General features: G+C 59.9%; 19 protein-coding genes and 1 pseudogene. 10 read left to right on the plus strand and 10 right to left on the minus strand.

Annotation, left to right across the window (positions count from 1 at the left end; translation table 11 throughout):
- Positions 1–62: 62 nt before the first annotated feature.
- The gene (locus ERE07_RS15980) at positions 63–1,070 is read right to left on the minus strand and encodes a ChaN family lipoprotein (protein WP_167670942.1); all 1,008 of its coding nucleotides are present in this window, start codon (positions 1,068–1,070) and stop codon (positions 63–65) included.
- 250 nt (positions 1,071–1,320) lie between these two features.
- Here ERE07_RS15980 and ERE07_RS15985 point away from each other — a divergent pair, with 250 nt between their 5' ends.
- Together ERE07_RS15985 and ERE07_RS15990 are read left to right on the plus strand one after the other, a co-directional pair.
- Positions 1,321–2,034, plus strand: a complete 714-nt coding sequence (locus tag ERE07_RS15985) for a c-type cytochrome (RefSeq protein WP_130010040.1) — start codon at positions 1,321–1,323, stop codon at positions 2,032–2,034.
- Positions 2,031–3,023 (plus strand): c-type cytochrome, encoded by a 993-nt coding sequence (locus ERE07_RS15990; protein WP_130010041.1) that lies wholly within the window; start codon positions 2,031–2,033, stop codon positions 3,021–3,023. Before ERE07_RS15985 ends, ERE07_RS15990 begins: the two co-directional genes overlap by 4 nt.
- 79 nt (positions 3,024–3,102) lie before the next feature.
- Here the strand turns inward: ERE07_RS15990 and ERE07_RS15995 are convergent, their stop codons facing one another.
- On the minus strand, positions 3,103–3,459 hold the full coding sequence (locus ERE07_RS15995; RefSeq protein ID WP_130010042.1) for a DUF4148 domain-containing protein: 357 nt from the start codon (positions 3,457–3,459) through the stop codon (positions 3,103–3,105).
- A gap of 333 nt (positions 3,460–3,792) precedes the next feature.
- Here ERE07_RS15995 and ERE07_RS16000 point away from each other — a divergent pair, with 333 nt between their 5' ends.
- Positions 3,793–5,481, plus strand: coding sequence for an FMN-binding glutamate synthase family protein (locus tag ERE07_RS16000; RefSeq protein ID WP_130010043.1), 1,689 nt, complete (start codon positions 3,793–3,795; stop codon positions 5,479–5,481).
- Here the strand turns inward: ERE07_RS16000 and ERE07_RS16005 are convergent.
- The 3 genes from ERE07_RS16005 to kdsA form a co-directional block, all read right to left on the minus strand.
- Positions 5,452–6,891 (minus strand): NCS1 family nucleobase:cation symporter-1, encoded by a 1,440-nt coding sequence (locus ERE07_RS16005; RefSeq protein ID WP_130010044.1) that lies wholly within the window; start codon positions 6,889–6,891, stop codon positions 5,452–5,454. The two genes, ERE07_RS16000 and ERE07_RS16005, sit on opposite strands and share 30 nt — an antisense overlap.
- 202 nt (positions 6,892–7,093) lie before the next feature.
- Positions 7,094–8,164, minus strand: a complete 1,071-nt coding sequence (locus ERE07_RS16010; protein ID WP_130010045.1) for a PA0069 family radical SAM protein — start codon at positions 8,162–8,164, stop codon at positions 7,094–7,096.
- A gap of 159 nt (positions 8,165–8,323) precedes the next feature.
- Positions 8,324–9,181, minus strand: coding sequence for a 3-deoxy-8-phosphooctulonate synthase (gene kdsA / locus ERE07_RS16015; protein ID WP_130010046.1), 858 nt, complete (start codon positions 9,179–9,181; stop codon positions 8,324–8,326).
- Between the two features lie 132 nt (positions 9,182–9,313).
- Here kdsA and ERE07_RS16020 point away from each other — a divergent pair, with 132 nt between their 5' ends.
- The 3 genes from ERE07_RS16020 to ERE07_RS16030 are packed head-to-tail and all read left to right on the plus strand — an operon-like array spanning position 9,314 to position 12,802.
- A complete protein-coding gene (locus tag ERE07_RS16020; protein ID WP_130010047.1) occupies positions 9,314–10,168 on the plus strand; it encodes a putative RNA methyltransferase in 855 nt (284 codons plus the stop codon).
- Positions 10,165–11,520 (plus strand): MATE family efflux transporter, encoded by a 1,356-nt coding sequence (locus ERE07_RS16025; RefSeq protein ID WP_209021164.1) that lies wholly within the window; start codon positions 10,165–10,167, stop codon positions 11,518–11,520. Before ERE07_RS16020 ends, ERE07_RS16025 begins: the two co-directional genes overlap by 4 nt.
- A gap of 25 nt (positions 11,521–11,545) precedes the next feature.
- A complete protein-coding gene (locus tag ERE07_RS16030; protein WP_130010048.1) occupies positions 11,546–12,802 on the plus strand; it encodes an acyltransferase family protein in 1,257 nt (418 codons plus the stop codon).
- A 50-nt stretch (positions 12,803–12,852) separates the two neighbouring features.
- Here ERE07_RS16030 and ERE07_RS16035 read toward each other — a convergent pair whose 3' ends face one another.
- Together ERE07_RS16035 and ERE07_RS16040 are read right to left on the minus strand one after the other, a co-directional pair.
- Entirely contained in the window at positions 12,853–13,404 is a 552-nt protein-coding gene (locus ERE07_RS16035; protein ID WP_130010049.1) for an NADPH-dependent FMN reductase, read from the minus strand.
- An 80-nt stretch (positions 13,405–13,484) separates the two neighbouring features.
- On the minus strand, positions 13,485–14,555 hold the full coding sequence (locus ERE07_RS16040) for an alkene reductase (RefSeq protein ID WP_130010050.1): 1,071 nt from the start codon (positions 14,553–14,555) through the stop codon (positions 13,485–13,487).
- A gap of 124 nt (positions 14,556–14,679) precedes the next feature.
- Between ERE07_RS16040 and ERE07_RS16045 the strand changes: the two genes are divergently transcribed.
- Together ERE07_RS16045 and ERE07_RS22065 are read left to right on the plus strand one after the other, a co-directional pair.
- A complete protein-coding gene (locus ERE07_RS16045; protein WP_130010051.1) occupies positions 14,680–15,582 on the plus strand; it encodes a LysR family transcriptional regulator in 903 nt (300 codons plus the stop codon).
- Between the two features lie 14 nt (positions 15,583–15,596).
- Positions 15,597–16,631: an alpha/beta hydrolase gene (locus ERE07_RS22065; RefSeq protein ID WP_130010052.1), complete on the plus strand. Its 1,035-nt coding sequence runs from the start codon at positions 15,597–15,599 to the stop codon at positions 16,629–16,631.
- On the opposite strand, the pseudogene ERE07_RS16055 reads toward ERE07_RS22065, so the two are convergent.
- Both ERE07_RS16055 and ERE07_RS16060 read right to left on the minus strand, forming a co-directional pair.
- Positions 16,577–17,590: pseudogene (locus ERE07_RS16055) on the minus strand (CaiB/BaiF CoA transferase family protein); the annotation flags it as partial. The gene ERE07_RS22065 and the pseudogene ERE07_RS16055 overlap by 55 nt on opposite strands.
- A gap of 15 nt (positions 17,591–17,605) precedes the next feature.
- Positions 17,606–18,760: an acyl-CoA dehydrogenase family protein gene (locus tag ERE07_RS16060; RefSeq protein WP_245153751.1), complete on the minus strand. Its 1,155-nt coding sequence runs from the start codon at positions 18,758–18,760 to the stop codon at positions 17,606–17,608.
- A gap of 110 nt (positions 18,761–18,870) precedes the next feature.
- On the opposite strand from ERE07_RS16060, the gene ERE07_RS16065 reads away from it, so the two are divergent.
- Positions 18,871–19,788: a LysR family transcriptional regulator gene (locus ERE07_RS16065; protein ID WP_130010055.1), complete on the plus strand. Its 918-nt coding sequence runs from the start codon at positions 18,871–18,873 to the stop codon at positions 19,786–19,788.
- Here the strand turns inward: ERE07_RS16065 and ERE07_RS16070 are convergent.
- On the minus strand, positions 19,785–21,338 hold the full coding sequence (locus ERE07_RS16070; RefSeq protein ID WP_130010056.1) for an acyl-CoA synthetase: 1,554 nt from the start codon (positions 21,336–21,338) through the stop codon (positions 19,785–19,787). The two genes, ERE07_RS16065 and ERE07_RS16070, sit on opposite strands and share 4 nt — an antisense overlap.
- Before the next feature lie 271 nt (positions 21,339–21,609).
- Between ERE07_RS16070 and ERE07_RS16075 the strand changes: the two genes are divergently transcribed.
- Entirely contained in the window at positions 21,610–22,590 is a 981-nt protein-coding gene (locus ERE07_RS16075; protein ID WP_130010057.1) for a Bug family tripartite tricarboxylate transporter substrate binding protein, read from the plus strand.
- The last annotated feature ends 6 nt before the right edge of the window (positions 22,591–22,596 follow it).

Raw genomic sequence — 22,596 nt, forward strand, 5'->3', positions numbered from 1 at the left:
TATGCGCGTGACAAGGTAAGGGATGATGGCCCAGCATCTGCGCCGCGTCAAACGCAGCGGCATTACGGTCGAGAATTGAATGCCGCGCAGGGATTAGGGCGCTGGGCGGGCGGCACGACCACATCGCGGTCGTACAGACCGGCGGACGCCGGCGTTTCGGTAAAGCCTACCGCCAGCGCATCATCGAACCAGCGGGGTACGCCAAGGTCCTTGCGAACGTGGCCATTACCCGCCAGCAACACGACGGGCGGGCGCTGGCCGGGGCTGCCATGGCCAGCGGCACGCTGGATGGTCAGCGCCATCGTGGCGTCGCGGGCGATTTGCGCAGTCGCCATGCCCGTGTGCAGGTGCTCGGGCAGCATGCCGCAGTGGCCTTGGTCCACTTGTTGCGCCTGCGCCCGCAACAGTTCCGGCTCGGGCCCATGCTGCAGGCCAAGTTGGGCCAGCGCATCGGGCGAGAAAACGGCTTTCAGCCCGTGCTTCACCACCCGGCTGGCCTGCGGCCGCGAGAGATTGGCAGCCACCACAGGCAGGCGATAACGCATCGCCAGCTCAATAACAGGACGGTAGTAGTCCCAATCCCATCCCTTGGCGTTGATCGACGTGTGCTCGATCACGCAGCTGGCGTTGTGGCAGGTGGCGAGCGCCTGGTCCAGCGCAGTCTGCTGATCGCTGTCGAACTGCTCCATCGCCAGCACTGGCCGCCATCCGGCCGCCAGCGCCGCGGCGAGCGCTTCGCGCCTGAGCGTGTGACCCACCGCATTGTCATGCACCTCGCCCAACACGACGATGGGGTATTGCGGCATCAATGCTGCCAGTGCCGCCATCCCCGCAGGACTGGCGTCGATCACACTCGAGGCAGCTTGCGGCCTTGGTGATTCTTGCGCGCTTTGCCCGGCCGCCGCCTGAGAAGTAGCCTGTTGGCTTGCGCTCACCCCAACCATTTCGCCAGTCGTGCCGGTAAGCACGCGTTCGCCGTGCTCGCTACACGCCGTCAAGGCCACCAGCAGGCTGGCCATCACAGCACGGCGAAACACAAGACAACCCATTACAGAATAAGCAGCAATCACACGCATCACCGGAGACAGATTATGGCTGGATTATAGGTGTGCATCTGGCGTGGCATTATCGTTACCAATTGCAAATACAGCAGGGTAAACCCTCGTTTTCAACGAAATTTAAACACCGCAGGTTATATACTTATAAACACAAACGCTACATTGCTTAAGCTCGGTGAGCGTTGTTTTTAATCCCGGTGCAGCATCCCTTCTCCTTCCTCCGGTTGTCCCTTAGGCCCGCTGCACTCAGCAGGAGGCATTCATGGCAAAAGCCATTTCATCCCGCCCATCTCTTGCGCCAGTCTGTATCACCTTCTGCCTGGCCCTTGCCGGTGCCGGGCCTGCCCTGGCCGACCCTATCGCAGACGGACAGGCGCTGGCCACCTCCGGCGCGGCAGGCGTCGTTGCCTGTGCAACCTGTCATGGGGCCCAAGGCGAAGGCATGGCGGCGGCCGGCTTTCCCTACCTGGCCGGCCAGAACGCCGCCTACCTGGCGCTGCAACTGAAAGATCTGGCGTCTGGCAAGCGTGAGAACGCCGCCATGGCCCCCATTGCCAAGGCCATGAACGATGCCCAGATCCAGGCTGCGGCCGCTTATTTCGCGCAGTTGCCCGCCCCTTTCGACAGCCAGGCCCTGGCTGACCATGAAGACAGTTATCCTGCCAAGGACGACATCGGCGCGTGGCTGGCCAACCGTGGCGACTGGGACCACAATCTTCCCGCCTGTGTCCAGTGCCATGGACCTGGCGGCGTGGGCGTCGGCGAGCATTTTCCGGCGCTGGCCGGCCAGCCTGCCAAATATATCCGGGATCAATTGCTTGCCTGGAAAGAAGGAAAGCGCGATCCCGGGCCCCAGTCGCTGATGGGTGATATCGCCAGCCGTATGAATGATGCGCAGATGACTGCCGTCGCCGATTACTTTTCAGCGCTGCCCACCTCGATTCAGGCCGCCACCGACAAGGGAGGCAAACAATGAAACCGTTATTCACACCCTCCGCCGCGGCGCTGTTTCGTGCCGCCATCGGGTTGGCGCTGTGCTGTGCCGCCTCGCCTGCAGCGTTCGCCCAGCAGGCAGCCGCAACTGCCGACCCATCCGCAACCGCCAAAGACAGCGCGCCAGCCAAGCCCGCCGCGCCTGCATTTACGCCGGTTGACGCCGATGCCATCCCCGACGGTCCATTCGGCGAGACCGTCAGACAGGGACAGAATATCTTTCTGCATACCAGCAAGTACGCCAAAGAGTATGTTGGCAACGCGCTGAATTGCGCGAGCTGCCACCTGGATGCCGGACGCCAGAAGAACTCCGCCCCCCTTTGGGCGGCCTACGTGCTTTATCCTGCCTATCGGGACAAGAACAAACACGTAAACACGCTGGCCGAACGCCTGCAGGGCTGCTTCCAGTACAGCATGAATGGCGCCATGCCACCCGCCGACAGCGAAACCATTGTCGCGCTCGAAAGCTATATGTATTGGTTGGCCCAAGGCGCGCCAACTGGCGTCAAACTTGAAGGGCAAGGCTATCCTGAACTGGACAAGCCCGCCAGCAAGCCCGACTATACGCGCGGCAAGGCCGTCTTCGCGCAGCATTGCGCGCTATGCCACGGTGCGGATGGCGCCGGGCAAAAGGCCAACGGAAAGATGGTATTCCCGGCGCTCTGGGGCGATGAATCCTTTAACTGGGGCGCCGGCATGCACAGCGTAGCCAACGCGGCATCCTTCATCAAACACAACATGCCGCTGGGACAAGGCAACACGCTGACCGACCAGCAGGCGTGGGATGTTGCGTATTACATGAACAGCCATGACCGCCCGCAGGATCCCCGCTTCAATGGATCCGTCGAAGAAACCCGCAAGGCGTTTCACGACACGCCGAACAGTCTGTACGGCCAAACAGTGAATGGGAAGGTCTTAGGCGAAAATGCTACGCCGCCGGGCGGCGTGCTGCGGGACAAAAAGCAGGGCTGACCCTGCAAAAACGCGGCGCACCGACTGACATCACCGGTGCGCCGCGCTCGTGTCAGGGGCAAGACATGGCCCCGGTCAATCAGGCACCCACAAAACTGGCATGGCTGGAAGCGTAGTGATTCAGCTCCGCCTTCACTTGGGCGCGGCTCTTGTCAGACTGCTGCGCAATCACTGGGTATTGCAGGTCTTCACCCACCGTGACATAGCCGGCTGCCTCAGCTGCCTGCAATTCTGCCAGCACTTCAGCACGACGCAGGGTGGATGACGCACGCTCAACGGGATAGGCTTGCTCGCCGAGCGTGACCAGGCCCTGGGCCTGAGCTTCGTGCAGTTCGGCCACGACCTGGGCGCGTGTTTTAGGGGTATCGGCAGCAGCGTGGGCAACGCCCGCGACAGTTGAAAAAGCAAGCATGGCTGCGATAGTAAGGGCTTTCATAATAAGAACTCCGTTCAAAAATAAACCAGGCGGCTAATGCGTTCTGGATCAAGACTTTGTTTTGACGGGTTCAGTATGTGACAGACGGATGAAGAGATAAATATGGCAAAAATGAATTCATTATTCCAAATTTCATAGTAATCGCTAATAATTAAAGCGCGCCACATCCATCCGCCTCGCAACGACGGCCACCGCCATCCGTTCAATCCGTGCGCGAGCGATGGTCAGTTGGCCGGAAATGCTGGCCTGCTGTGGAGACTTCGTATACTGGCGATGTCGTACTGCTTGCGCATGTGCACGCCGGGCCTATTCACCACATCATAAAGGAGCAGCATGCAACACTTGTTGACACGCCACTCAGCTTTCTATGCAGTCGTATCCGGAACAATATTGTTCCTGATTCTGGGCCTGGCGTTCAGCCCCTGGTGGCTGCTGCCCGCCTGTATTTTTGGCGCATTGATGCTGCTGGGCATCTACGACATGCGCCAGACGCGCCATGCTGTGCGCAGAAACTACCCCGTCATCGGCAATCTGCGCTATTTCTTCGAGATGATTCGACCGGAAATGCGCCAATACTTCTTTGAGAACGATACCGACAAAGCGCCATTTTCCCGCGTGGACCGCTCGCTCGTTTATCAACGCGCAAAGCAGCAGATCGACAAGCGCCCCTTCGGCACTCAGGGCGATGTCTACCAGACCGACTTCGAATGGATCAACCATTCCATGGAGCCGACACATCCCGAGAACAGCGATTTTCGTATCAATGTGGGCGGGCCCGACTGCACGCGCCCCTGTTCGCTGTCGGTGTTCAACATTTCGGCCATGAGCTTCGGCGCGCTGTCGGCCAATGCCGTCAAGGCACTGAACAAGGGTGCTGCAATGGGGAATTTTGCGCATGACACCGGCGAGGGCGGCGTCAGCCGTCACCACCTTGAGCATCATGGCGCGCTCATCTGGAATATCGGTTCCGGCTATTTCGGCTGCAATGACAGCAAGGGTCATTTTTCCGAAGAGGCCTTTGCGCAACGCGCCAACCTGGACAACATCAAGATGATCGAAATCAAGCTGTCGCAAGGCGCCAAGCCAGGTCACGGCGGCATTCTTCCTGGCGCCAAGGTAAGTCAGGAGATCGCTGACGCGCGCAGCGTTCCCGTGGGCGTGGATTGCGTTTCACCCGCCAGCCACAGCGCCTTCAGCACCCCCATTGAGCTCATGCATTTCATCGCCAAGCTGCGCGCGCTCTCCGGCGGAAAACCCGTGGGATTCAAGTTGTGCATCGGCCATCCGTGGGAATGGTTTGCCATCGCCAAAGCCATGCTCAAGACAGGCATCACGCCCGACTTCATTGTGGTCGATGGCGCCGAGGGCGGTACGGGCGCTGCGCCCATCGAATTCGTGGACCATGTCGGTACGCCGCTGCGCGAAGGGTTGCGCCTGGTGCACAATACGCTGGTCGGCATAAATCTGCGCGACAAGATCAAGCTGGGCGCCTCCGGCAAAATCATTACCGCCTTCGACATGGTGCGCGCCTTCGCGCTGGGCGCCGACTGGTGCAACAGCGCACGCGGTTTTATGTTTTCGGTAGGATGCATACAGGCGCAAGCCTGTCATACCGACAAGTGCCCCACCGGCGTGACCACACAGGATCCGGAGCGCCAGAAAGGGCTTGACGTGACGGACAAGTCCGTGCGGGTACGGAACTATCATGCCAATACCCTGAACGCCCTGGCTGAGCTGCTGGGCGCGGCTGGCCTGAAGCATCCGGGCGATCTGCGGCCCCACCACATCGCCAAGCGGCTTGCCAATGGCGAAGTTCGCGTGCTGTCGGCCCTTTTTCCCGACCTGGAAAAGGGCGAACTGCTAACCGGAAAATTCCGCCATACGATTTTCCGGACCGCCTGGCCCATGGCGCAGGCCGAGTCGTTCGCCCCCCTCTACAGCCTGAGCGCGGCGCTGTCCGGCAATGCAGCCGACATGCCGCCCAACAGCACTTCAGCGCAACGCGCTGCGACGCATCAGTAGATAATGCAGCGCCCCGCCCAGCAGCGCGCCAAAGATCCAGGAAAATCCTGACAGGGCCTGCAGGGCAGGCGTCCAGACGGACGCCACGGAAAATAGGGCTGCGATGGCGAAAGCCACCAGCGCCTTCCTGTTCCAGCCCTTGGTGTAGTAATAAGCACCGGCCGGATCTGCCGAAAACAGGGCCTGCACATCCAGGGTTTGGCGCCTGATCAGGTAATAGTCCACGACCAGTATGCCGTACAGCGGCGCCAGCAATGCGCCCAGCGTGTCCACGAACCCGGCAATCCCCATCTGACTGATCACCGATACCCAAAGCCCACCGATAAAGAACGCAATGACGGCGGCAATAAGGCCGCCAGTGCGCGCGCTGATATGCTTGGGCGCCAGATTCGCCAGGTCGTAAGACGGTGGAATGAAGTTTGCGACCAGGTTGATGCCCACCGTCGCGACAAAAAAGGTCAGCGCAGCGATGACCGTCAGCAGCAGGTTGTCCACCTTGCCGACGATATCGGTGGGATTGGTGAGCGTTTCGCCGAACAGCACGGCAGTGCCCGCCGTGATGAACAGCGCCAGGAAAGAAAAGAAGGCAAGGCTTATTGGCAGGCCCAAGAAGTTGCCCAGCCGCATGTGCCCCTCGGATTTGACGAAGCGCGAGAAGTCGCCATAGTTAATGATAACGGCCGCGAAATAGGCCACCATGGTGCCCACCACCGCCGCGAACGCGGCCACCGGCCCCCCCGCGTAATCGCCCTTGCCCTGGAAGATGCGATCAACTTCTGCCGGCAGGCCGCTGCCGGCCTTGATCCAGATAATGGCCAGCAAAATGACCATGACCACATACACCAGAGGCCCTGCCCAGTTCAGAAAACGGGCAATCCAGTCTATCCCGCGCACAAAAAGCCCGATCTGGAACAAGGCCACGAAGGTATACGAGATCCAATCGATCCCGGTCATGCCGAGGAAGGTCGCCCCGCCCGATGTGCCCAACAGTGAATTGAGCAGCAGCGCAACTGCGGTAGACGCGAAATACGTTTGTACGCCATACCAGAAGATCGCCACAATGCCGCGAATCAGCGCAGGAAAATTGGCGCCGCGCACGCCCATGCTGGCGCGCGCCATCACAGGATAAGGGATGCCATACCTGACGCTGGGCTTGCCGGTTAAATTGACCAGCACCATCACGATAAAACCCGCGAGAATGATGCCCGCAAATACCGCCGTACCGCTCAGCCCGTAAGAGATAAACAGCGTTGCCGCAAGCGTATAGCCGAACAGGCTCTGGATATCGTTGGACCAGACGTTGAATATTTCGAACCACGTCCATTTGCGCCGCGCATGCGGCAAGGGCGCAAGGTCCTGGTTGTGCAGCGATTGATCGATGTTCCTGATTTCAAGATCGTCGGTAGTCATCCACACCCCCTTTTTCGCCTTTTAGTGATCACTGCCAGGTTGCTGCCGGGTATTGCCTCGCAACTGTATATCCATTATGAAAAATGTGGAACGCTTTTTTTCAAGGGTTAACCCTTGTTTCAGGTGGGGAGGACAAGGCGGCGCAACCCGGTTCTGTCCATATCGATCACAGGCTCGAGATGAGAAACCGCGCGTTTTTGCCTTAGAACAAACTGAGCTGAGGCGCGACCGGCACGGGACATTGAAAGCGGGAAATATCCAGCGGCCTGCGTTCCCGGTTTAAGCCAGCCTTGACGCATGCGCGGCGAAACCGTTGTTCTATGAGCTCGGCAAAAATACCCGTGCCTTTCATCCGCGTTGCGAAATCCGCGTCGTAAAGCTTGCCACCGCGCATCTGCCTGATCAGATTCGTGACGTGAGCGGCCTTCAGCGGATAATGCGTCTGCAGCCATTCCTGAAACAAGCCAGCGACTTCGGACGGCAGGCGCAGCAGTACGTACCAGGCATCCACCGCGCCCGCCTCCTTTGCCTCAAACAGGATTTTTTCCATATCGTGATCATTCAACGATGGGATGACAGGCGCAACAATCACGCCGGTTGGAATCCCCGCCCCGCATAATCTGCGGATGGCCTGCATGCGCGCATGGGGGGCGCTGGCCCGCGGCTCCAGCGTGCGCGCCAGCTCGCCATCCAGCGTGCCGATTGAAAGGCTGACACGCACCAGGTTTTTGCTGGCCATGCGGGCCAGCAGCGCCAGATCCTGCGTGATCGAGGCCGACTTGGTCGTGATGGCAACGGGATGGTTGAATTCATCCAGCACACGCAGAATGGATTCAGTAATGCGCAGGCGCCGCTCTATAGGTTGATAGGGGTCGGTATTGGCGCCGAGCACAATGAACCGCGGCGTGTAAGAAGGATGCGACAAGGTCTTGCGCAACACCTCGGCCGCGTTGTGCTTGGCGTATAGCCGGGTCTCGAAATCAAGCCCTGGAGAATGATCCAGATAAGCATGTGTTGGCCGCGCATAACAATAGATGCAGCCATGCTCGCAGCCCCGATAGGGATTGATGGACTGATCAAAATAGATGTCGGGCGACTGATTGCGCGAAATAATCGACCTGGCCGTTTCGGCATACACCGTGGTCGCAGGCCTGGCCGGCGCCTCCGCGTCATTGCCGGGCCATTCGTCGTCAACCGCCTCGCGCTGGAATGCCTGATAGCGCGGGGTGTGGTTAGAGATGCTGCCCCGGCCTTTTATCGGAGAGATTTTCATGGGAAGCTCTGTTTATACTGTTCATATAAACAGTATATTCCAGAACGGCGGCGCCTGAACCCCGCGTCGGCCTGATTTTTTAAAGGGCAAACTAAGCCCACGCCCGCCTGGACGCACCGACCAGGCCCGCGCACTACAACCCGCGCTGCGCCGCCTTGCTCACGGTTCTATGGACAGCGGCGCAAACGACTTGATCAGATCGTCCAGCGCCTTCAGCTGGGACAAAAACGGCTCAAGCTTGTCCAGCGGCAAAGCGCTGGGCCCATCGCATTTGGCATTGCGCGGGTCGGGGTGCGCTTCCAGAAACAGGCCTGCCAGACCAACGGCCAGCCCCGCGCGCGCCAGGTCGGCGACCTGCTCCCGGCGCCCGCCCGACGCCGCGCCCAATGGATCCCGCTGCTGCAAGGCATGCGTGACGTCAAAAATCACGGGGCGATTACCGCATACTTTTTTCATCACGCCAAAGCCCAGCATATCGACCACAAGGTTGTCGTATCCAAAGCACGTACCCCGATCGCACAAAATCAATTGTTCGTTGCCCGCTTCTTGAAATTTTTCGACAATATTCAGCGTTTGCGTCGGGCTGAGAAACTGCGGCTTCTTGATGTTAATGACGCGCCCCGTTCTGGCGAGCGCGACCACCAGATCGGTCTGGCGTGCCAAAAAGGCAGGCAATTGAAGAACATCCGCCACTTCCGCAACCGGCGCTGCCTGCCAGGGCTCATGTACATCGGTGATGACCGGTACGCCGAACTCCGCCTTGACCGCCTCCAGTAACTTGAGCCCCTCTTCCAGGCCCGGACCGCGATAAGAGTGAATGGACGAACGGTTGGCTTTATCGTAAGAGGCCTTGAACACGTAAGGAATGCCAAGCTTGCGTGTTACGCGCTGATAGGTTTCGCCAGCACGTAATGCCAGATCTCGGGATTCGAGTACATTGATGCCGCCGAACAGAACAAAAGGCCGGTCGTTGGCGCAATGGATATCGGTGGGAAGGGTCACAGTCTGTGCGTTCACGGGGGTTCTCTCCAAGGATTATGTGAATGATACCTTGTGTATTTGGCGCCAAGTGCCGACACCGCCCGCTGCGCCGACTGTCAGGGTGCCGTCACTGAAACCGAATAAACTGGTATCTTTTTTTGAGTACGCATGATTACCCCCTTTGAGGCGCTCGCCTGTCCTTTGGACGGCAAGCCACTGGCGCGCCATGGCGCAATCTGGCGTTGCGAAGCGGGCCACAGCTTCGATGTCGCAAGCCAGGGCTATACCCATCTGCTTCCCGTGCAGATGAAGCGCTCGCGCGACCCCGGCGACAGCAAAGACATGGTGGCGGCCCGGCGGCGCTTTCTGAATGCCGGGGGATACCAGCCCATTGCGGCGGACATGGCTCAAGCAACGCTGGAAGCGCTGCCGCCGAATACCATCGCCTCGTGCATGGATGCCGGCTGCGGCGAAGGCTATTATCTGCGTCAGCTCGCCAGGGCGGCGGGCGATCGACAACCCATCGCCATGCTGGGCCTGGATATCTCCAAATGGGCGGTCCAGGCAGCCGCCAGGCAGGACAAACGCCCTGGCTGGGTCGTGGGCAGCAATGCCTGTCTGCCTGTATGCAACGCAACACTTGACCGTGTGCTGTGCGTGTTTGGTTTTCCCGTTTACCCGGAGTTTGCACGAGTGCTCAAACCGGGCGGCCTGCTGATCAAGGTCGATGCCGGCCCCGATCATCTGCGCGAACTGCGGGAAATCATCTATCCCACGCTCAAGGCGGGGCGACGCCTGACGGCAGCGGCGCCAGAAGGCTTCACGCAGCAAACCGTCACCACAACGCGCTATCGTCTCGATCTCGCCAGCAAGGAACAAATCATTGACTTGCTGGCCATGACCCCGCATCTCTATCGCGCCAGTACCGAAGGCCGGGCCAAGGCCATGGCATTGACCTCGTTGTCGGTAACCGTGGATGTACAGATCGCTTGCTGGCGCCGCAATGCGGCGGCCTCGCCGTGACGGCGACAACGGCGAGCCATATCCTGCGTGCGTGGCGCGATCGTGCCACGCACGCCAAAGTGTGGGCCTTGGCGCTGCCCATGATCCTCTCCAACCTGACGGTACCGCTTGTCGCGCTGGTGGACAGCGCGGTCGTGGGGCATCTGCCCCATGCGCACCAACTGGGCGCCGTAGCGGTCGGCGCCAGTTTCTATACCGTGCTGGCCTCCCTGACCAGCTTTCTGCGCATGGGCACAACAGGCTTTGCCGCGCAGGCCGCCGGAAAAAACGATGGCGGCGCGATGCGCCGCATCTTTCTGCAAAGCCTTGCGCTCGCCTGGATACTCGCCGCGATCCTGGCTATCGCGGCACTCCCGCTTGCCACCGTGGCCTTCGACATCATGAAGCCTTCGCCCGAACTCGAAACGCTGGCACATCAGTTCTTTCGCATCCGGCTGTTCGGACTGCCTGCCACGCTGACGCAGTATGCGCTCATTGGCTGGCTGCTCGGATCGCAAAACGCCCGTGCTCCGCTGGCCATCATGCTGGCGACCAATATCGGCAACATTGTCCTGGTCCTGTGGCTGGTGCTGGGTCTGGAATGGGGTGTCGAAGGCGCAGCCATCGCCAGCGTCTGCGCAGAGTGGATGGGTGTCGCGTTAGGCCTGCTTCTGGTTCGCAAGCGGCTGGCCCGCATTTCCGCGCCCGTCGATTGGCGCGCCATGCGACGATGGGAAAACTGGGCCCCGCTGCTGCAGACCAATCGCGACATTTTCATTCGCTCGCTGGCGCTGCATTGCGTCTTTCTGTCGGTGACGATACGCGGCGCCCACTTGGGTGATGCCACCGTCGCCGCCAATGCCCTGTTGTTAAATGGCCTGCTCGTGTGCGCTTATGCGCTGGATGGGCTTTCGCACGCCGTGGAAGCCTTGTGCGGCCATGCGATTGGCGCCCGGCGACAAGATACGCTGCTGCGCGTGCTGGTGGTCTCAGGTGGCTGGGCGCTACTGATCAGTACGCTGTTTGCGGTGCTCTTCACTTTCTTTGGCGACCTGTTTATCGCCATGCAGACCGATATGCCCGCCGTACGCGCAACGGCCCAGGTGTATCTTCCGTATCTGGCCGTACTGCCGTTGATTGCTGTCTGGAGCTATTTGCTGGATGGGCTGTTCATCGGCGCCACGCGCGCCAGGGAAATGCGCAACGCCATGGTGCTCAGCGTCGCGCTCTGCCTGCCGCTCGCGTGGGCCATCCGCACTGACGGCAACCATGGCCTGTGGATAGCCCTGCTTGCCTTCATGACGATCCGCGCCGTCACACTGGGCGCGGTCGCCTGGAACATCAAGCAACGGAATTTGTGGATACCGGCATGACGGCCACGCTGCGGCGGGACCCGTTTTGGGAACGTTTGTTATCATCCCAGACATCGCCACACTTAATCAAGGACAGCTGTATCGTCTGATGACCAAGGCCAAGAACACACATTCGAACTCCCTGGACGCCCTGCGCGGGCTCGCCGCCCTGAGCGTCATTTTCTCCCACGTTTTTCTGCTCTATTACAGCGAATTGCACTCCGGCCAAACGCCGGCGCAGGCGTCCACGCTGGCGCTCAATATTTTCAATTCGCCCTTTACGTTCTTCTATCGCGGCGGTGCGGCAGTTCTGCTTTTCTTTTTGCTGAGCGGTTACGTCCTGTGCGCCGCCTGTATCAAGAAAGCGCCACACGACAATCGCTATGTGTCCATTGCCGCCAGCAAACGTTATCTGCGGCTGGGCTTGCCTGTCGCCGCTGCCGTATTCATCGGCTATCTGGGCATCGTATTCAATCTTTTCCCCGCCGCGCCAGCCGGCATCAATGCATTCCTTGATTTCCCCGATCCCAGCCTGGGCTTTGTCCAAATGCTCAAGTCCGCCTTGTACGGCAGCATGCTGTTTGGCGACGGCAGTTTCGATTATGTCCTGTGGACGATCTCGATCGAGTTTTATGGCTCGCTGCTGGTCTTCGCGCTCTATGCTCTGATCGGCAGAAACAGGCGTTTTTCCATCGCCTTCTGCGCCGCCCTGGCCAGCTTCCTGCTTTTTCTTCCCAGGAACTTGAGCACCTATAGTCTTTTTTTCTGGGGAGCCGCATTGGCGCATGTCGATTTCGGTGCCGTGAAGACGCGGCTCGGACGCCGGGCGGCCGTGGTTTCCCTGCCGGTACTCGCGCTCGGCTGCTATCTCGTTGGGTTCTTTGAGAGCAGCGCGTCCTACCAGTGGCTGCAACCCGTTACGGCCGCGATTCACGTCTTCGCGACCCACGCCAACCCTTCCATCCTCTATCCCGCGCTCGGCTCGCTGTGCATACTGATCGCAATCTTGATAGGCACCGGCCAGCACAAGCCATCGCGCGGCACAGGCGCAGCGCTGCTTGAGTGGATAGGCAAGCTGTCATTTTCTGTATATTTGCTGCACCCGTTCGTTCTGGCCACAGCGGGAAAGTATATTTTCCTGGAGATGGGAAAAAACACGCATTCGCTATTGCTATGCCTGGCTGCGGTGTTCTCGGGCACGTATTTCTTTTCCTACTTCTTCTACAAGCACGTTGACAAGCCGTCGATGAAAATCGCCAATCGGTTCGGCAAACAGCTCGTCCTTGCCCAGCGGCCCAGCTGATACGCCCCGCGCCGCGGGCCAGGCCCCTGCGCGCAACGCCTCAGGCCCGCTCAGCCGCTATGCGTCTTCACCCAATCCACATAGCGGTCGACCCAGCCCTGCAAAAAGGCCTTGCTGTCAGCACCGATATTTCCGTCTTCATCGAACAAGCCCTCTTTGGCATGGATGAAGGCCTCTGGCTGCCCCATGGTGGGCATGTCGAGATAGGCCAGGGTGTTTCTCAGGTGCTGCTGCGCCAGCGAGGTTCCGATTGAGCCGATCGACACACCCAGCACACCGGCCGGCTTGCCGGCCCAGGCGCTTTGCCCATAAGGGCGTGAAGCCTGGTCGATGGCATTTTTGAGCACGCCGGGGACGGATCGATTGTATTCTGCCGTGACGAAGACAACGCCCTGAGCGTCCGAAATCTCGGACTTCAGGCGCTTGACGGGCGGCGCCTGGTTGGCGTCATCATCCTGATTGTAGAGAGGCAGGTCTCCGATTTCGACCTGACTGAAGGAAAAGTCCGCTGGCGCCAGCTTGGCAATGGCGCTGGCGAGCTTGCGATTGAACGAATCCTTGCGAAGGCTTCCCACAACAACAGCGATCTTGTATTGACTCATGCACATCTCCCGTTAACGTAGAGGCTGAATTCAGAACCGTGTAGTGACACGTAGATTCTAACGGGAAATCAGGCAGGCCGTTATGCGGGCATCAAGGGCGGATAATCAATGTAGCCCATGGCGCCGCCGCCATAAAAGGTGCTGGAATCGGGGGCATTCAGCGGCAGGCCTTCGCGCAACCGCCGTACAAGATCAGGGTTGGCCAAGGCCCAGCGCCCTACCGGCGCCACATCGGCCAGCCCGGTCTCAATGTCCTGTGCGATCAGTTCAAGAGGCCGGTTCCCGCGATTGACCAGCAGCGTCGTGGGCCATGCCGCGCGGATAGCCTTGAGCAAGGCTTCGTTGCCATGATGAGCGATATGCAGGTAAGCCAATGCCCGCTGCGCAAGTTCGCCAACAAGATAGCGATACAGTTCATCGCCCTGCGCGCCCTCATCGATGCCGCCCAGCCGCGAACCGGGAGACAGGCGGATGCCTGTGCGATCCGCGCCAATTTCATCCGCGACAGCGGCTGCGACCTCCAAGGCAAAGCGGGCGCGATTCTCGATCGTGCCGCCATAAGCGTCATCGCGGTGGTTGGCGTTTTCCGCCAGAAACTGCTGGATCAAATATCCATTGGCGCCGTGAATCTCAACGCCATCAGCACCCGCTTCGATGGCTTTTCTGGCGGCACGACGGTGATCATCAACGGTTGTGGCGATCTCTGCCAGGGTCAGGGCACGTGGCGTGGGAATATCCTTCATGCCGGCTGCGGTATACATCTGCGCGCTGGGATGGATTGCCGATGACGAGACGGCCTGCCGGCCGTGCGGCGTATTGTCCGGATGCGACATCCTGCCTACGTGCATGAGCTGAATGTACAAATGGCCGCCCCTGGCGTGCACCGCGTCCGCCACTTGCCGCCAGCCTTGCACATGCGCGTCAGTATAGATACCCGGCGTATTGAGATAGCCCTGCCCATCGGCGCAAGGCTGGGTGCCTTCTGAGATCAGCAATCCGAGCGATGCGCGCTGCGCGTAATACGCCGCGGCCAGTGGCCCGGGCGTGCCATCAGAACGGGCCCTGCTGCGTGTCATGGGCGACATCGCCAAACGATGCGGCAGGGCCAACCGACCAAGGTTCACCGGATCCCACAATGTATTGACAGCCATGTTGATTCTCCTGGATAGCGTAAAAGGATGATGCGTACAAAGCACTTGACGCTACGATAGATTGTTTCAAATACGATGAGAAGATACTAATATCTGTACATATTGTCTTGAATATGGAACAAGCATGGATCTTTCCTCACTCGCGGATTTCAATCTCGTTGCGCTGCACGGCGGCTTTGGCAGAGCCAGCCGAGTCACCGGACGGCCCAAGGCCACCCTCTCAAGACGAGTGATGGATCTGGAACAGAGCCTGGGCGTCCGGCTGATCGAACGCGGCGCGCGCGCGCTGCGTCTTACCGAAGAAGGGCGCGCCCTGTATGAGCGCACGCACGGCCTGTTGGGGGAAATCATCGAGGCAGGCAGCGACGTGGCGGCGGGAATCGCCGAACCCCGAGGCGAGCTGCGGGTGAGCGCACCGGTGTTGTTTTCGCATGCCATGTTTGGCCCCATCGCGGCGGGCTTTATCCAGACCTATCCGGAAGTGCGCCTGACCATCACTGCCGAAGACCGCAGCGTCAACCTTATCGAAGACGATTATGATGCAGTCATCAGAGTGAATCCGCATCCGGATGCCACGCTCGTCGGCCGCTGTTTCGCGCGCGACGAAATATTGCTGGTGGCGCCCTCGTCGCTGCCGCGCCCCAGACACGCTAAAGGTCAACCGGCCACCCTGCCCGCCGTGGTACTGGGCAATAATTTCGACCCGGGGCCTTGGCATTATCACGATGGCAAAACGATGCGCACCGTCATGCCCCAGGCCAGGCTGGGCCTGTCTTCACTCATTATGGTGCGCGATGCCGTCCTTGCGGGCGCTGGCGCGGCGCTCATACCCCGATCACTGCTGGAGCGCCTGGGCCCTGAACCAGGCCTGTCCGTCTGGGGAAAGCTGCCGGACCGGCCTGTCGAACTCTGGGTCTTGCACCATTCCCGCCGCCTGGCAAGCACCAAGGTTGTTCGCTTCGTGGAATACCTGTGCGATGCCTTCCCTTCCCGAACACTGCAAGACAGGAACTTGCCCACGCGCTGAGAGTCCAACCCCCCATGTTTGCGCGCCTGCCCTCTCTTTATCGACGACTGCTGGCTATCGGCCTGTTCACCGCCGCCAGTGTGGTCGGCTGCACGCAACTCGACTCCTGGCAGCGGCAGGCTATTTTCTCGCCAGCGGGCGACCAGCAGCGATGGTGGCGCGAACCCCTTGCAAACACAGAAGTCTTTGATCTGACGCTCGACAACGGCGATCAGGTGCACGCGTGGTACTGGCAGCACGCCAACGCCCATGCCCCCACCGTTTTATACTTGCACGGCTCGCGCTGGAACCTGAACGGCAGTGTCTTTCGCATGGAGCGCTGGACCCAAATGGGCTATTCCATCCTCGCGATCGACTACCGCGGTTTTGGCCAATCCACGCCCCTGCTCCCCTCCGAGCGCACAGCCGTCGAAGACGCCACAGCGGCACTTCACGAACTGGCGCGACGCCAACCTGATCCCGCCAAGCGCTTTGTTTATGGCCACAGCCTGGGCGGCGCCATTGCCATCGACCTGGCGTCACGCGCCGATCTGCCGACATTTGCGGGCCTGATTGTCGAATCCAGCTTTACCAGCATCCCGGCCATGCTGGGCACGCTGCGCTGGGGCAGTCTGCCTGGCGCAAGCCTGTTGGTCACCCAGCCTTTCGATTCCGTGCAAAAACTGGCATCCCTCACCACGCCCATGCTGATCGTGCATGGCACCGCCGACCGCGTGGTGCCGCACACCATGAGCGACGAGCTGTTCGCCGCAGCCACCAATATTCCCGCAGGCCTGAAGCGCCTGGTCAAAATCGAAGGCGCTTCCCACTCTGGCGCGGTGCGCAGCGGCAAAGCCTACGAATCCGCTGTCACGCGTTTTATTACGGATGCCAGCCAGGCGCATGCATCGGCACATCACGCCGAGCCTTCCAGCCAGTCCAGAATGCGCCGCCTGTCCTCATCCAGGTCCGGCGCCCGGTCAGCCACGGGCGGCAGTCCTGCTGAAAATCTCACCGGAAACATGGCCCCGTCTGAATCCGGCGCACATAGCCCTTCAGAAACCACATGAGGATCGGTCGCCACTTCGCGGCAATCAAGCACAGGCGCCCAGGGGATCTCTGTATCCCCCAGGCAAGCTTCCCAAGCCGACCTGGTCTTGCCAAGAAAGATCGTCTGCAACAGCTCGTGCAACTCGCGCCTGGCCGCCATGCGGCCTGCCCTGCTGCAATACGCGGGAGACCATAGCGCGGGATACTCGCCGCCCAGGCGTTCCCGCAGCGCCACCCAGAATTTCTCCTCCTGAATTCCCAGCGCGATGTAGCGTCCGTCCGCGGTCTGGAACAGGTCGTTGTCCGGCATGACATGCGGCGTCGCATGGGTGTCGTTGCCAGTATGGCGCAGCATCTGGGCGATGCCTGGCCAGGTCCAGGCCAGCGTGGCGGCATGAAGCGACACATCCAGATGCTGCCCCTGGCCTGTCTGCTGCGCCGACATCATCGCGACCACCATGGACAGCGCGGCGTGCAGCGAGCCACAGTAATCCGACAATCTCACGCGCGGGCGCGCCACCACATCGTCAACCTGGGCGGGGACCGCCCAGTACCCTGCCAGCGCCAGATAGTTCAAATCGTGTCCGGGCCTGTGCGCGTAGGGGCCGGTTTGGCCAAAGCCTGAGATCGAACACATGACAAGTGCGGGATTGATGCCTTGAAGCTTGTCGTAAGCCAGACCCAGGCGTTGCATGACGCCAGGTCTAAATCCCTCGATCAGGCCATGCGCACGTCTCACCAGACGGAGCAAGATGGCGTTGTCCTCCGGCTGTTTCAAATCCAGCTGAATCGCCAGCTTGCCCTGGTTATATCTGACAAAGGTCGCCTGGCCCAGCGTGCGGGAGGTATCGCCTCCTGGACGCTCCACCTTGATCACGGTCGCCCCCAACTGACCCAGCAGCATCGCGGCGTGCGGGCCCGGATGCAACTGCCCAAGATCCAGCACAATCTTTCCGGTCAGACAGGTTGTGGTTGTCATTGCACCTTCCCTTGGTCAGGACAGGATTGCCTTGGCAATCGTATTGCGCTGGATTTCGCTGGTGCCGGTCACAATACGATATAGGCGCAATCGTCGGAAAATGAACTCAACCGGATGATTCCTGGTGACACCTACATTGCCATGAATCTGCATTGCCTTGTCCGCGATCTCGAAGCATTTCTCGGAGACGAACAGCTTGCACATGGAGGCTTCCTTGCGAATATCCTGGCCGGCATCGGCCATCTTTGCGGTCGCCATGATCATGCTCGTGCAGGCATACAAGCTGGTCGCCATATCGGCCAGCATATGCTGTATGGCCTGGAACCGGCTGATCGGTCCGCCGAACTGCTGCCGCTTGCCGGCATAATCAACGGCCAGGTGATAAGCCTGCCGTGCCAGCCCCGTCATGGTAGGGCAATGCAGGAGCCGGTTCACGCTGATCCTGCCCATCGCCGTCCTGAAGCCCTGCCCTTCTTCGCCGAGCAGGTTGGCACGCGGAACTCTGACATCACGCAGCACGATATCGGCATCCACATGCTGGCCGGTCATCGGAAGATAATCGTAGGTCAGGCTGACCCCTGGCCTGTCCAGTTCGATCAGGATGGCCGAGATTCCATCGGACCCCTTGTCCGGATCGGTTACACACATCGTAATCGCGTAATCCGCGAATGCGCTTGCGCTGATGTAGTGCTTATGTCCGTTGATAATATAATCGTCGCCGTCCCGTACAGCCCGGGTTCTGATGCTGGCGGCATCCGACCCGGACTGCGGCTCTGTCATCGCAAAACAAGTGCCCAGCTCGCCCCGCACGACGGGCAGAATAAAACGCTCAATTTGCTCGGGACTGGCGTACTTGACGAGATTGCCGATTCTGGCGGGGCCGCCCCAGTCGCCCAATACGTGCGGAAACAATATCGCGCCCGATGCCGCGACATCGTCCTTGAGCACACACAGGTCCTGCACACCCATGCCCTGGCCACCCAGTTCGCAAGGCACCTGCAATCCATAAAATCCCAGTTCCCGCGAACGTTTCCATACTTTGCGCACGACTTCCTTGGAAAACCGGTCTTCATAGCCAAAGCCATTTTCCTGTTCGAAAGGAATGAGTTCCTCGTCGAGATAGGCACGCAGACGTACACGCAGGGTGTCAAGGTCAGGGTAGCTTGTCATCGTATCCATAATGGTGCGCCGCTTTTTCGTTAAGGGAATACAGATATTGACAGTGCGGGCCTGGATGCTGGATTATCGTTTCGTCAATTTCAATAACGCAGGGGAATGTCGTGCGGCTCGAAGACCTGAATTATTTCCTTGCGGTGGCTGATACCGGCCATGTGGGACGCGCCGCAGACAAGCTCGGGCAAACGCAACCCGCCTTGACCAAGGGCATTCAACGTCTGGAAAACGAGCTCAAGCTGCAGCTTTTCGAGCGCACGCCCAAAGGCATGGTGCTGACAACGGTCGGACGCACTTTTTACGAGCGCGCGCACAGCGTACAACTTGGCCTGAACGAGGCGGTCCGCGAAGCGCAAGACTTGCACCTGGGCGCCATAGGTCTGCTGCGGGTGGGCTTGCCCCCGAACTATGCCGATTACTTTGCCTCGGCCTGTGAGCTCTTGCTGCGTCAGCGGCCAGCCGCCCGGGTGCAGGTCACGCTCGGCCTGAACGATATGCTGTTTTCCGCCCTGCGCAACGGCGACCTGGATCTGTGCATCAGCGGTCAGCACAACGCGGCAAATCCCGATTTTGAGCAGCAGCCGCTGTTTGACGATGATTTGCGTATTGTTGCCCGCGAAGGCCATCCGTTCTTTTTCCGCAACCCGCTGCGTTTCGCTGCGCTGGCCGAAGCCGCATGGATTCTGCCGAGCAACAAGATTGTCGCGCGCCGATGGGTAGACGCGCGTTTTCTTGAGCATGGCTTGCCGACACCCCATGTCGTGGTCGAGTCGAGCTCGTCGAGCGTGTCGCTGATACGCATGGTACGCAGCTCGGATCTGCTTACCATCGCCACCGAATCATCGTTGCGACAGCCGGAATGTAAAGGACTGCGCCCCATCCCCTTGCGCGAAGCGGCCTGGCGTCGCGTTGTGGGCATCACAACTCGCCGAGGCGCTTATCTTTCACCGCTGGCGCAGCGCTTTATCGACCTGCTGCATCAACACAAGCCTGTCGACCTTCTGCGCAACGATATCGACGGCTAGACCACCCTGCGCGCATGGCCGCTCCAGTAAGGATCCTTGAGCGCCTTTCTCGCTATCTTCCCGTTTGCGTTCTTGGGCAGCGCTTCCAACAGAACGATTGAGCGCGGTTTCTTGAAATCCGCGAGCAATGTCTTGCAATGGGCCGCAAGATTATCCGCGTTGGCCTGGATGCCAGGTTTCAAGACCACTGCGGCCATCACGGACTCACCCCATATCTCGTCCGGTACGCCGAACACACAGGCTTCGTACACGGCGGGATGCCGGTATAAAACCTGTTCCACCTCGGTTGGATATACATTGAAGCCACCGGAGATGATCATGTCTTTCTTGCGATCCACGATATATAGATAGCCCTCGTCATCCATGCGCGCAAGATCCCCTGTGTGGCACCAGCCATCGCGCAGCGCCTGCGCGCTCAGCTCGGGTTCGCGCCAATAACCTGCAAACACATCGGGACCGCGCACCGCGATCTCACCCACCGCGCCCGCATCAACCGGTTGCCCGTCATCGCCCAGCAGCCGCAGCTCGGTTTCCCCAAAGGCACGGCCGCAAGAGAGCAATAACTCCTCGCGTTCGCGCAATGCACGCGCATGGTCATCCGTTGCCAGCAAGACCATGCCACCCGTCGTCTCGCCTGCGCCATAGCCCTGACTGAGCACCGGGCCCAACGCGTCCCATGCCTCTCGGATGCGTGCGGGCGCCATGGGCGCGGCGCCATAGGACACCTGGCGCAATGAGCGCAAATCGTAGCGATGCAAGGAAGGATGCGCGATGAGCATATTGATCATCGTTGGCACCATAAAGGTGAAGGCTGCACGATGGCGCTCGACCGAGGACAGAAACTGTTCAGGATCGAACCGCTCATGCAGCAGGATTGTCCCCCCCTGAAAAAGAAAGGGTTGGATAAACATGCCGCTGGCGTGCGTGATGGGGCCGGACAGCGCCAGAACATCACCCGCATTGGCCCGCATACGGCCCATGACCACCTTGCGCAGCGAGGCCAGCCGGTTTCCCACCGTTTGCATGGCCGCCTTGAGCTTGCCCGTGGACCCTGATGTAAAGTGCAGGACCGCCAGATCGCTGGCTTGCATTTGAACGTCCGGATTCCGGGGCGACGCAGCCATGAGCAAGGTCTCGTACTCGCTGTCTTCGCCATAGCGCTTGCCCATGGCGATGGTGCGTTCCACGCAATCGAGCTGTGTCCTGACCGCCTCGGCTCCCTCGCGATGCGCCTCATCCAGAAACAGAAAACGCGCTTCGGCGTTGCTGACAGTTTCTATCAGTTCCTGGGGAGACAGCCTGGCGTTCAGCGCCACCTTGACCAGCCCGGCCTTGTAAAGCGCGCATTCGAGCTCAATGATCTCAGGCCGGTTCCAGGCCTGTATGGCGACCCGCTCGCCCTTGCGCAGGCCAAGTCCGATAAGCGCGTTGGCGAGGCGGCTGGAACGCGTATCCAGATCGCCATGGCTGATCGTCTGATCGTTGAAAATAATGGCAGGCCTGTTGCGCCAATACTGCGCATTGCGGCTGATGAAACGTCCTTGGTTCATGGAAATAGGCCTCGAAGAGAAAGAGGCCTCATGATGAGGGCCGGCAGCGAACTTCGTGATAACGCCACGCCAAGACTTGATGACGTGCCGTTATCGGTTCGGACGCCATGCTGTCGTGGCCGGCTGACACGCTCAATGGGCGGACGATGCCGTTGCGTTATCGAATCGCAGTATCAGGGAATGAAGCGCCGGGAGGCGGTGAAGTATAACGTTTCCATCATGCAGTCGGCATCAGCGCGACACGCACACGACAACTACCTGGAGACATAGCATGCGTATTCTATCGTTCACCTCGCGCCTGGCGGCGGCGGTTACCTTGGGCATTGCCACCTTTTCCTCTGCCATGGCAGCAAGCAGCGATTATCCTTCGCGGCCCATACAACTGATCGTGCCGTTCAGCGCCGGCGGCCAGTTCGATTTTCTTGCCCGCGTCGTTGCGGAATCCATGAGCAAAAACCTGGGACGCCAGATGATTGTTGAAAACATCAGTGGCGCCGGCGGAAATGTCGGCGGCGCCAAGGCGGCCAATGCCAAGCCAGATGGCTACACGCTCCTGGAATACGGCGGCAACTATGCCATCGCCAAATATCTGACCAAGAATCTGAGTTACGACCCGCTGGGAGACTTCAAGCCGGTTGCGGCCATCAGCCTCGCACCGCATGCAATCTTGATCAATGCCAAGCTGCCCATCAACAGCTTTGAGGAGCTGGTTGCGTATGCCAAGGCCCATCCCGACGCATTCAACTATGCAACGCCGGGGGTGGGCACCTCCATGCAGCTAACCTTTGAAGAAATCAAATCGCATTTTGGATTCCCCGCCACGCATATTCCCTATCGAGGCGGCAGCAATGCGCTCAATGATCTGGCCAGCGGCCAGGTTTCCGCAGGCATCGTCGCTGTTGCGCCAGCCATGCCCTTTATACAGTCGGGCCAGATAAAAGCGCTGGCTATAACCGGCCCCGAGCGCGTACAGCCACTACCCGATGTGCCCACGATCTCGGAGCTGGGCTATACGGGGTTCAGCAGCGGCAGCTGGGCCGGCATCGCTGTTCCCAAGGGAACGCCGGACGAGATCGTGGAACGGCTTCACGCATCGGTGCAGGCAGCCTTGAGCGATCCCGACCTGCTGGCGCGATTTGACGCACTTGCGTTTACGGCCTTGCCGGGCACGCAAGCGGATTTTCAGGCACGCATCGACGACGAAGCCCAGCGCTACGGGCCGATCATTGAACGACTGCAGCTCCAGCGCTGAAATCAG

This window comes from Allopusillimonas ginsengisoli, from assembly GCF_004153455.1.
GTDB lineage: Bacteria > Pseudomonadota > Gammaproteobacteria > Burkholderiales > Burkholderiaceae_B > Allopusillimonas > Allopusillimonas ginsengisoli.

Coding starts and splice junctions, on each gene's coding strand:
- ERE07_RS16045 (WP_130010051.1), top strand. CDS start 14,680: ATGGATCTTTCCTCACTCGCGGATTTCAATCTCGTTGCGCTGCACGGC.
- ERE07_RS16005 (WP_130010044.1), bottom strand. CDS start 6,891: ATGACTACCGACGATCTTGAAATCAGGAACATCGATCAATCGCTGCAC.
- ERE07_RS22065 (WP_130010052.1), top strand. CDS start 15,597: ATGTTTGCGCGCCTGCCCTCTCTTTATCGACGACTGCTGGCTATCGGC.
- ERE07_RS16075 (WP_130010057.1), top strand. CDS start 21,610: ATGCGTATTCTATCGTTCACCTCGCGCCTGGCGGCGGCGGTTACCTTG.
- ERE07_RS15990 (WP_130010041.1), top strand. CDS start 2,031: ATGAAACCGTTATTCACACCCTCCGCCGCGGCGCTGTTTCGTGCCGCC.
- ERE07_RS16000 (WP_130010043.1), top strand. CDS start 3,793: ATGCAACACTTGTTGACACGCCACTCAGCTTTCTATGCAGTCGTATCC.
- ERE07_RS16040 (WP_130010050.1), bottom strand. CDS start 14,555: ATGGCTGTCAATACATTGTGGGATCCGGTGAACCTTGGTCGGTTGGCC.
- ERE07_RS16035 (WP_130010049.1), bottom strand. CDS start 13,404: ATGAGTCAATACAAGATCGCTGTTGTTGTGGGAAGCCTTCGCAAGGAT.
- ERE07_RS15995 (WP_130010042.1), bottom strand. CDS start 3,459: ATGAAAGCCCTTACTATCGCAGCCATGCTTGCTTTTTCAACTGTCGCG.
- ERE07_RS16020 (WP_130010047.1), top strand. CDS start 9,314: ATGATTACCCCCTTTGAGGCGCTCGCCTGTCCTTTGGACGGCAAGCCA.
- ERE07_RS16060 (WP_245153751.1), bottom strand. CDS start 18,760: ATGACAAGCTACCCTGACCTTGACACCCTGCGTGTACGTCTGCGTGCC.
- ERE07_RS16010 (WP_130010045.1), bottom strand. CDS start 8,164: ATGAAAATCTCTCCGATAAAAGGCCGGGGCAGCATCTCTAACCACACC.
- ERE07_RS16070 (WP_130010056.1), bottom strand. CDS start 21,338: ATGAACCAAGGACGTTTCATCAGCCGCAATGCGCAGTATTGGCGCAAC.
- ERE07_RS15985 (WP_130010040.1), top strand. CDS start 1,321: ATGGCAAAAGCCATTTCATCCCGCCCATCTCTTGCGCCAGTCTGTATC.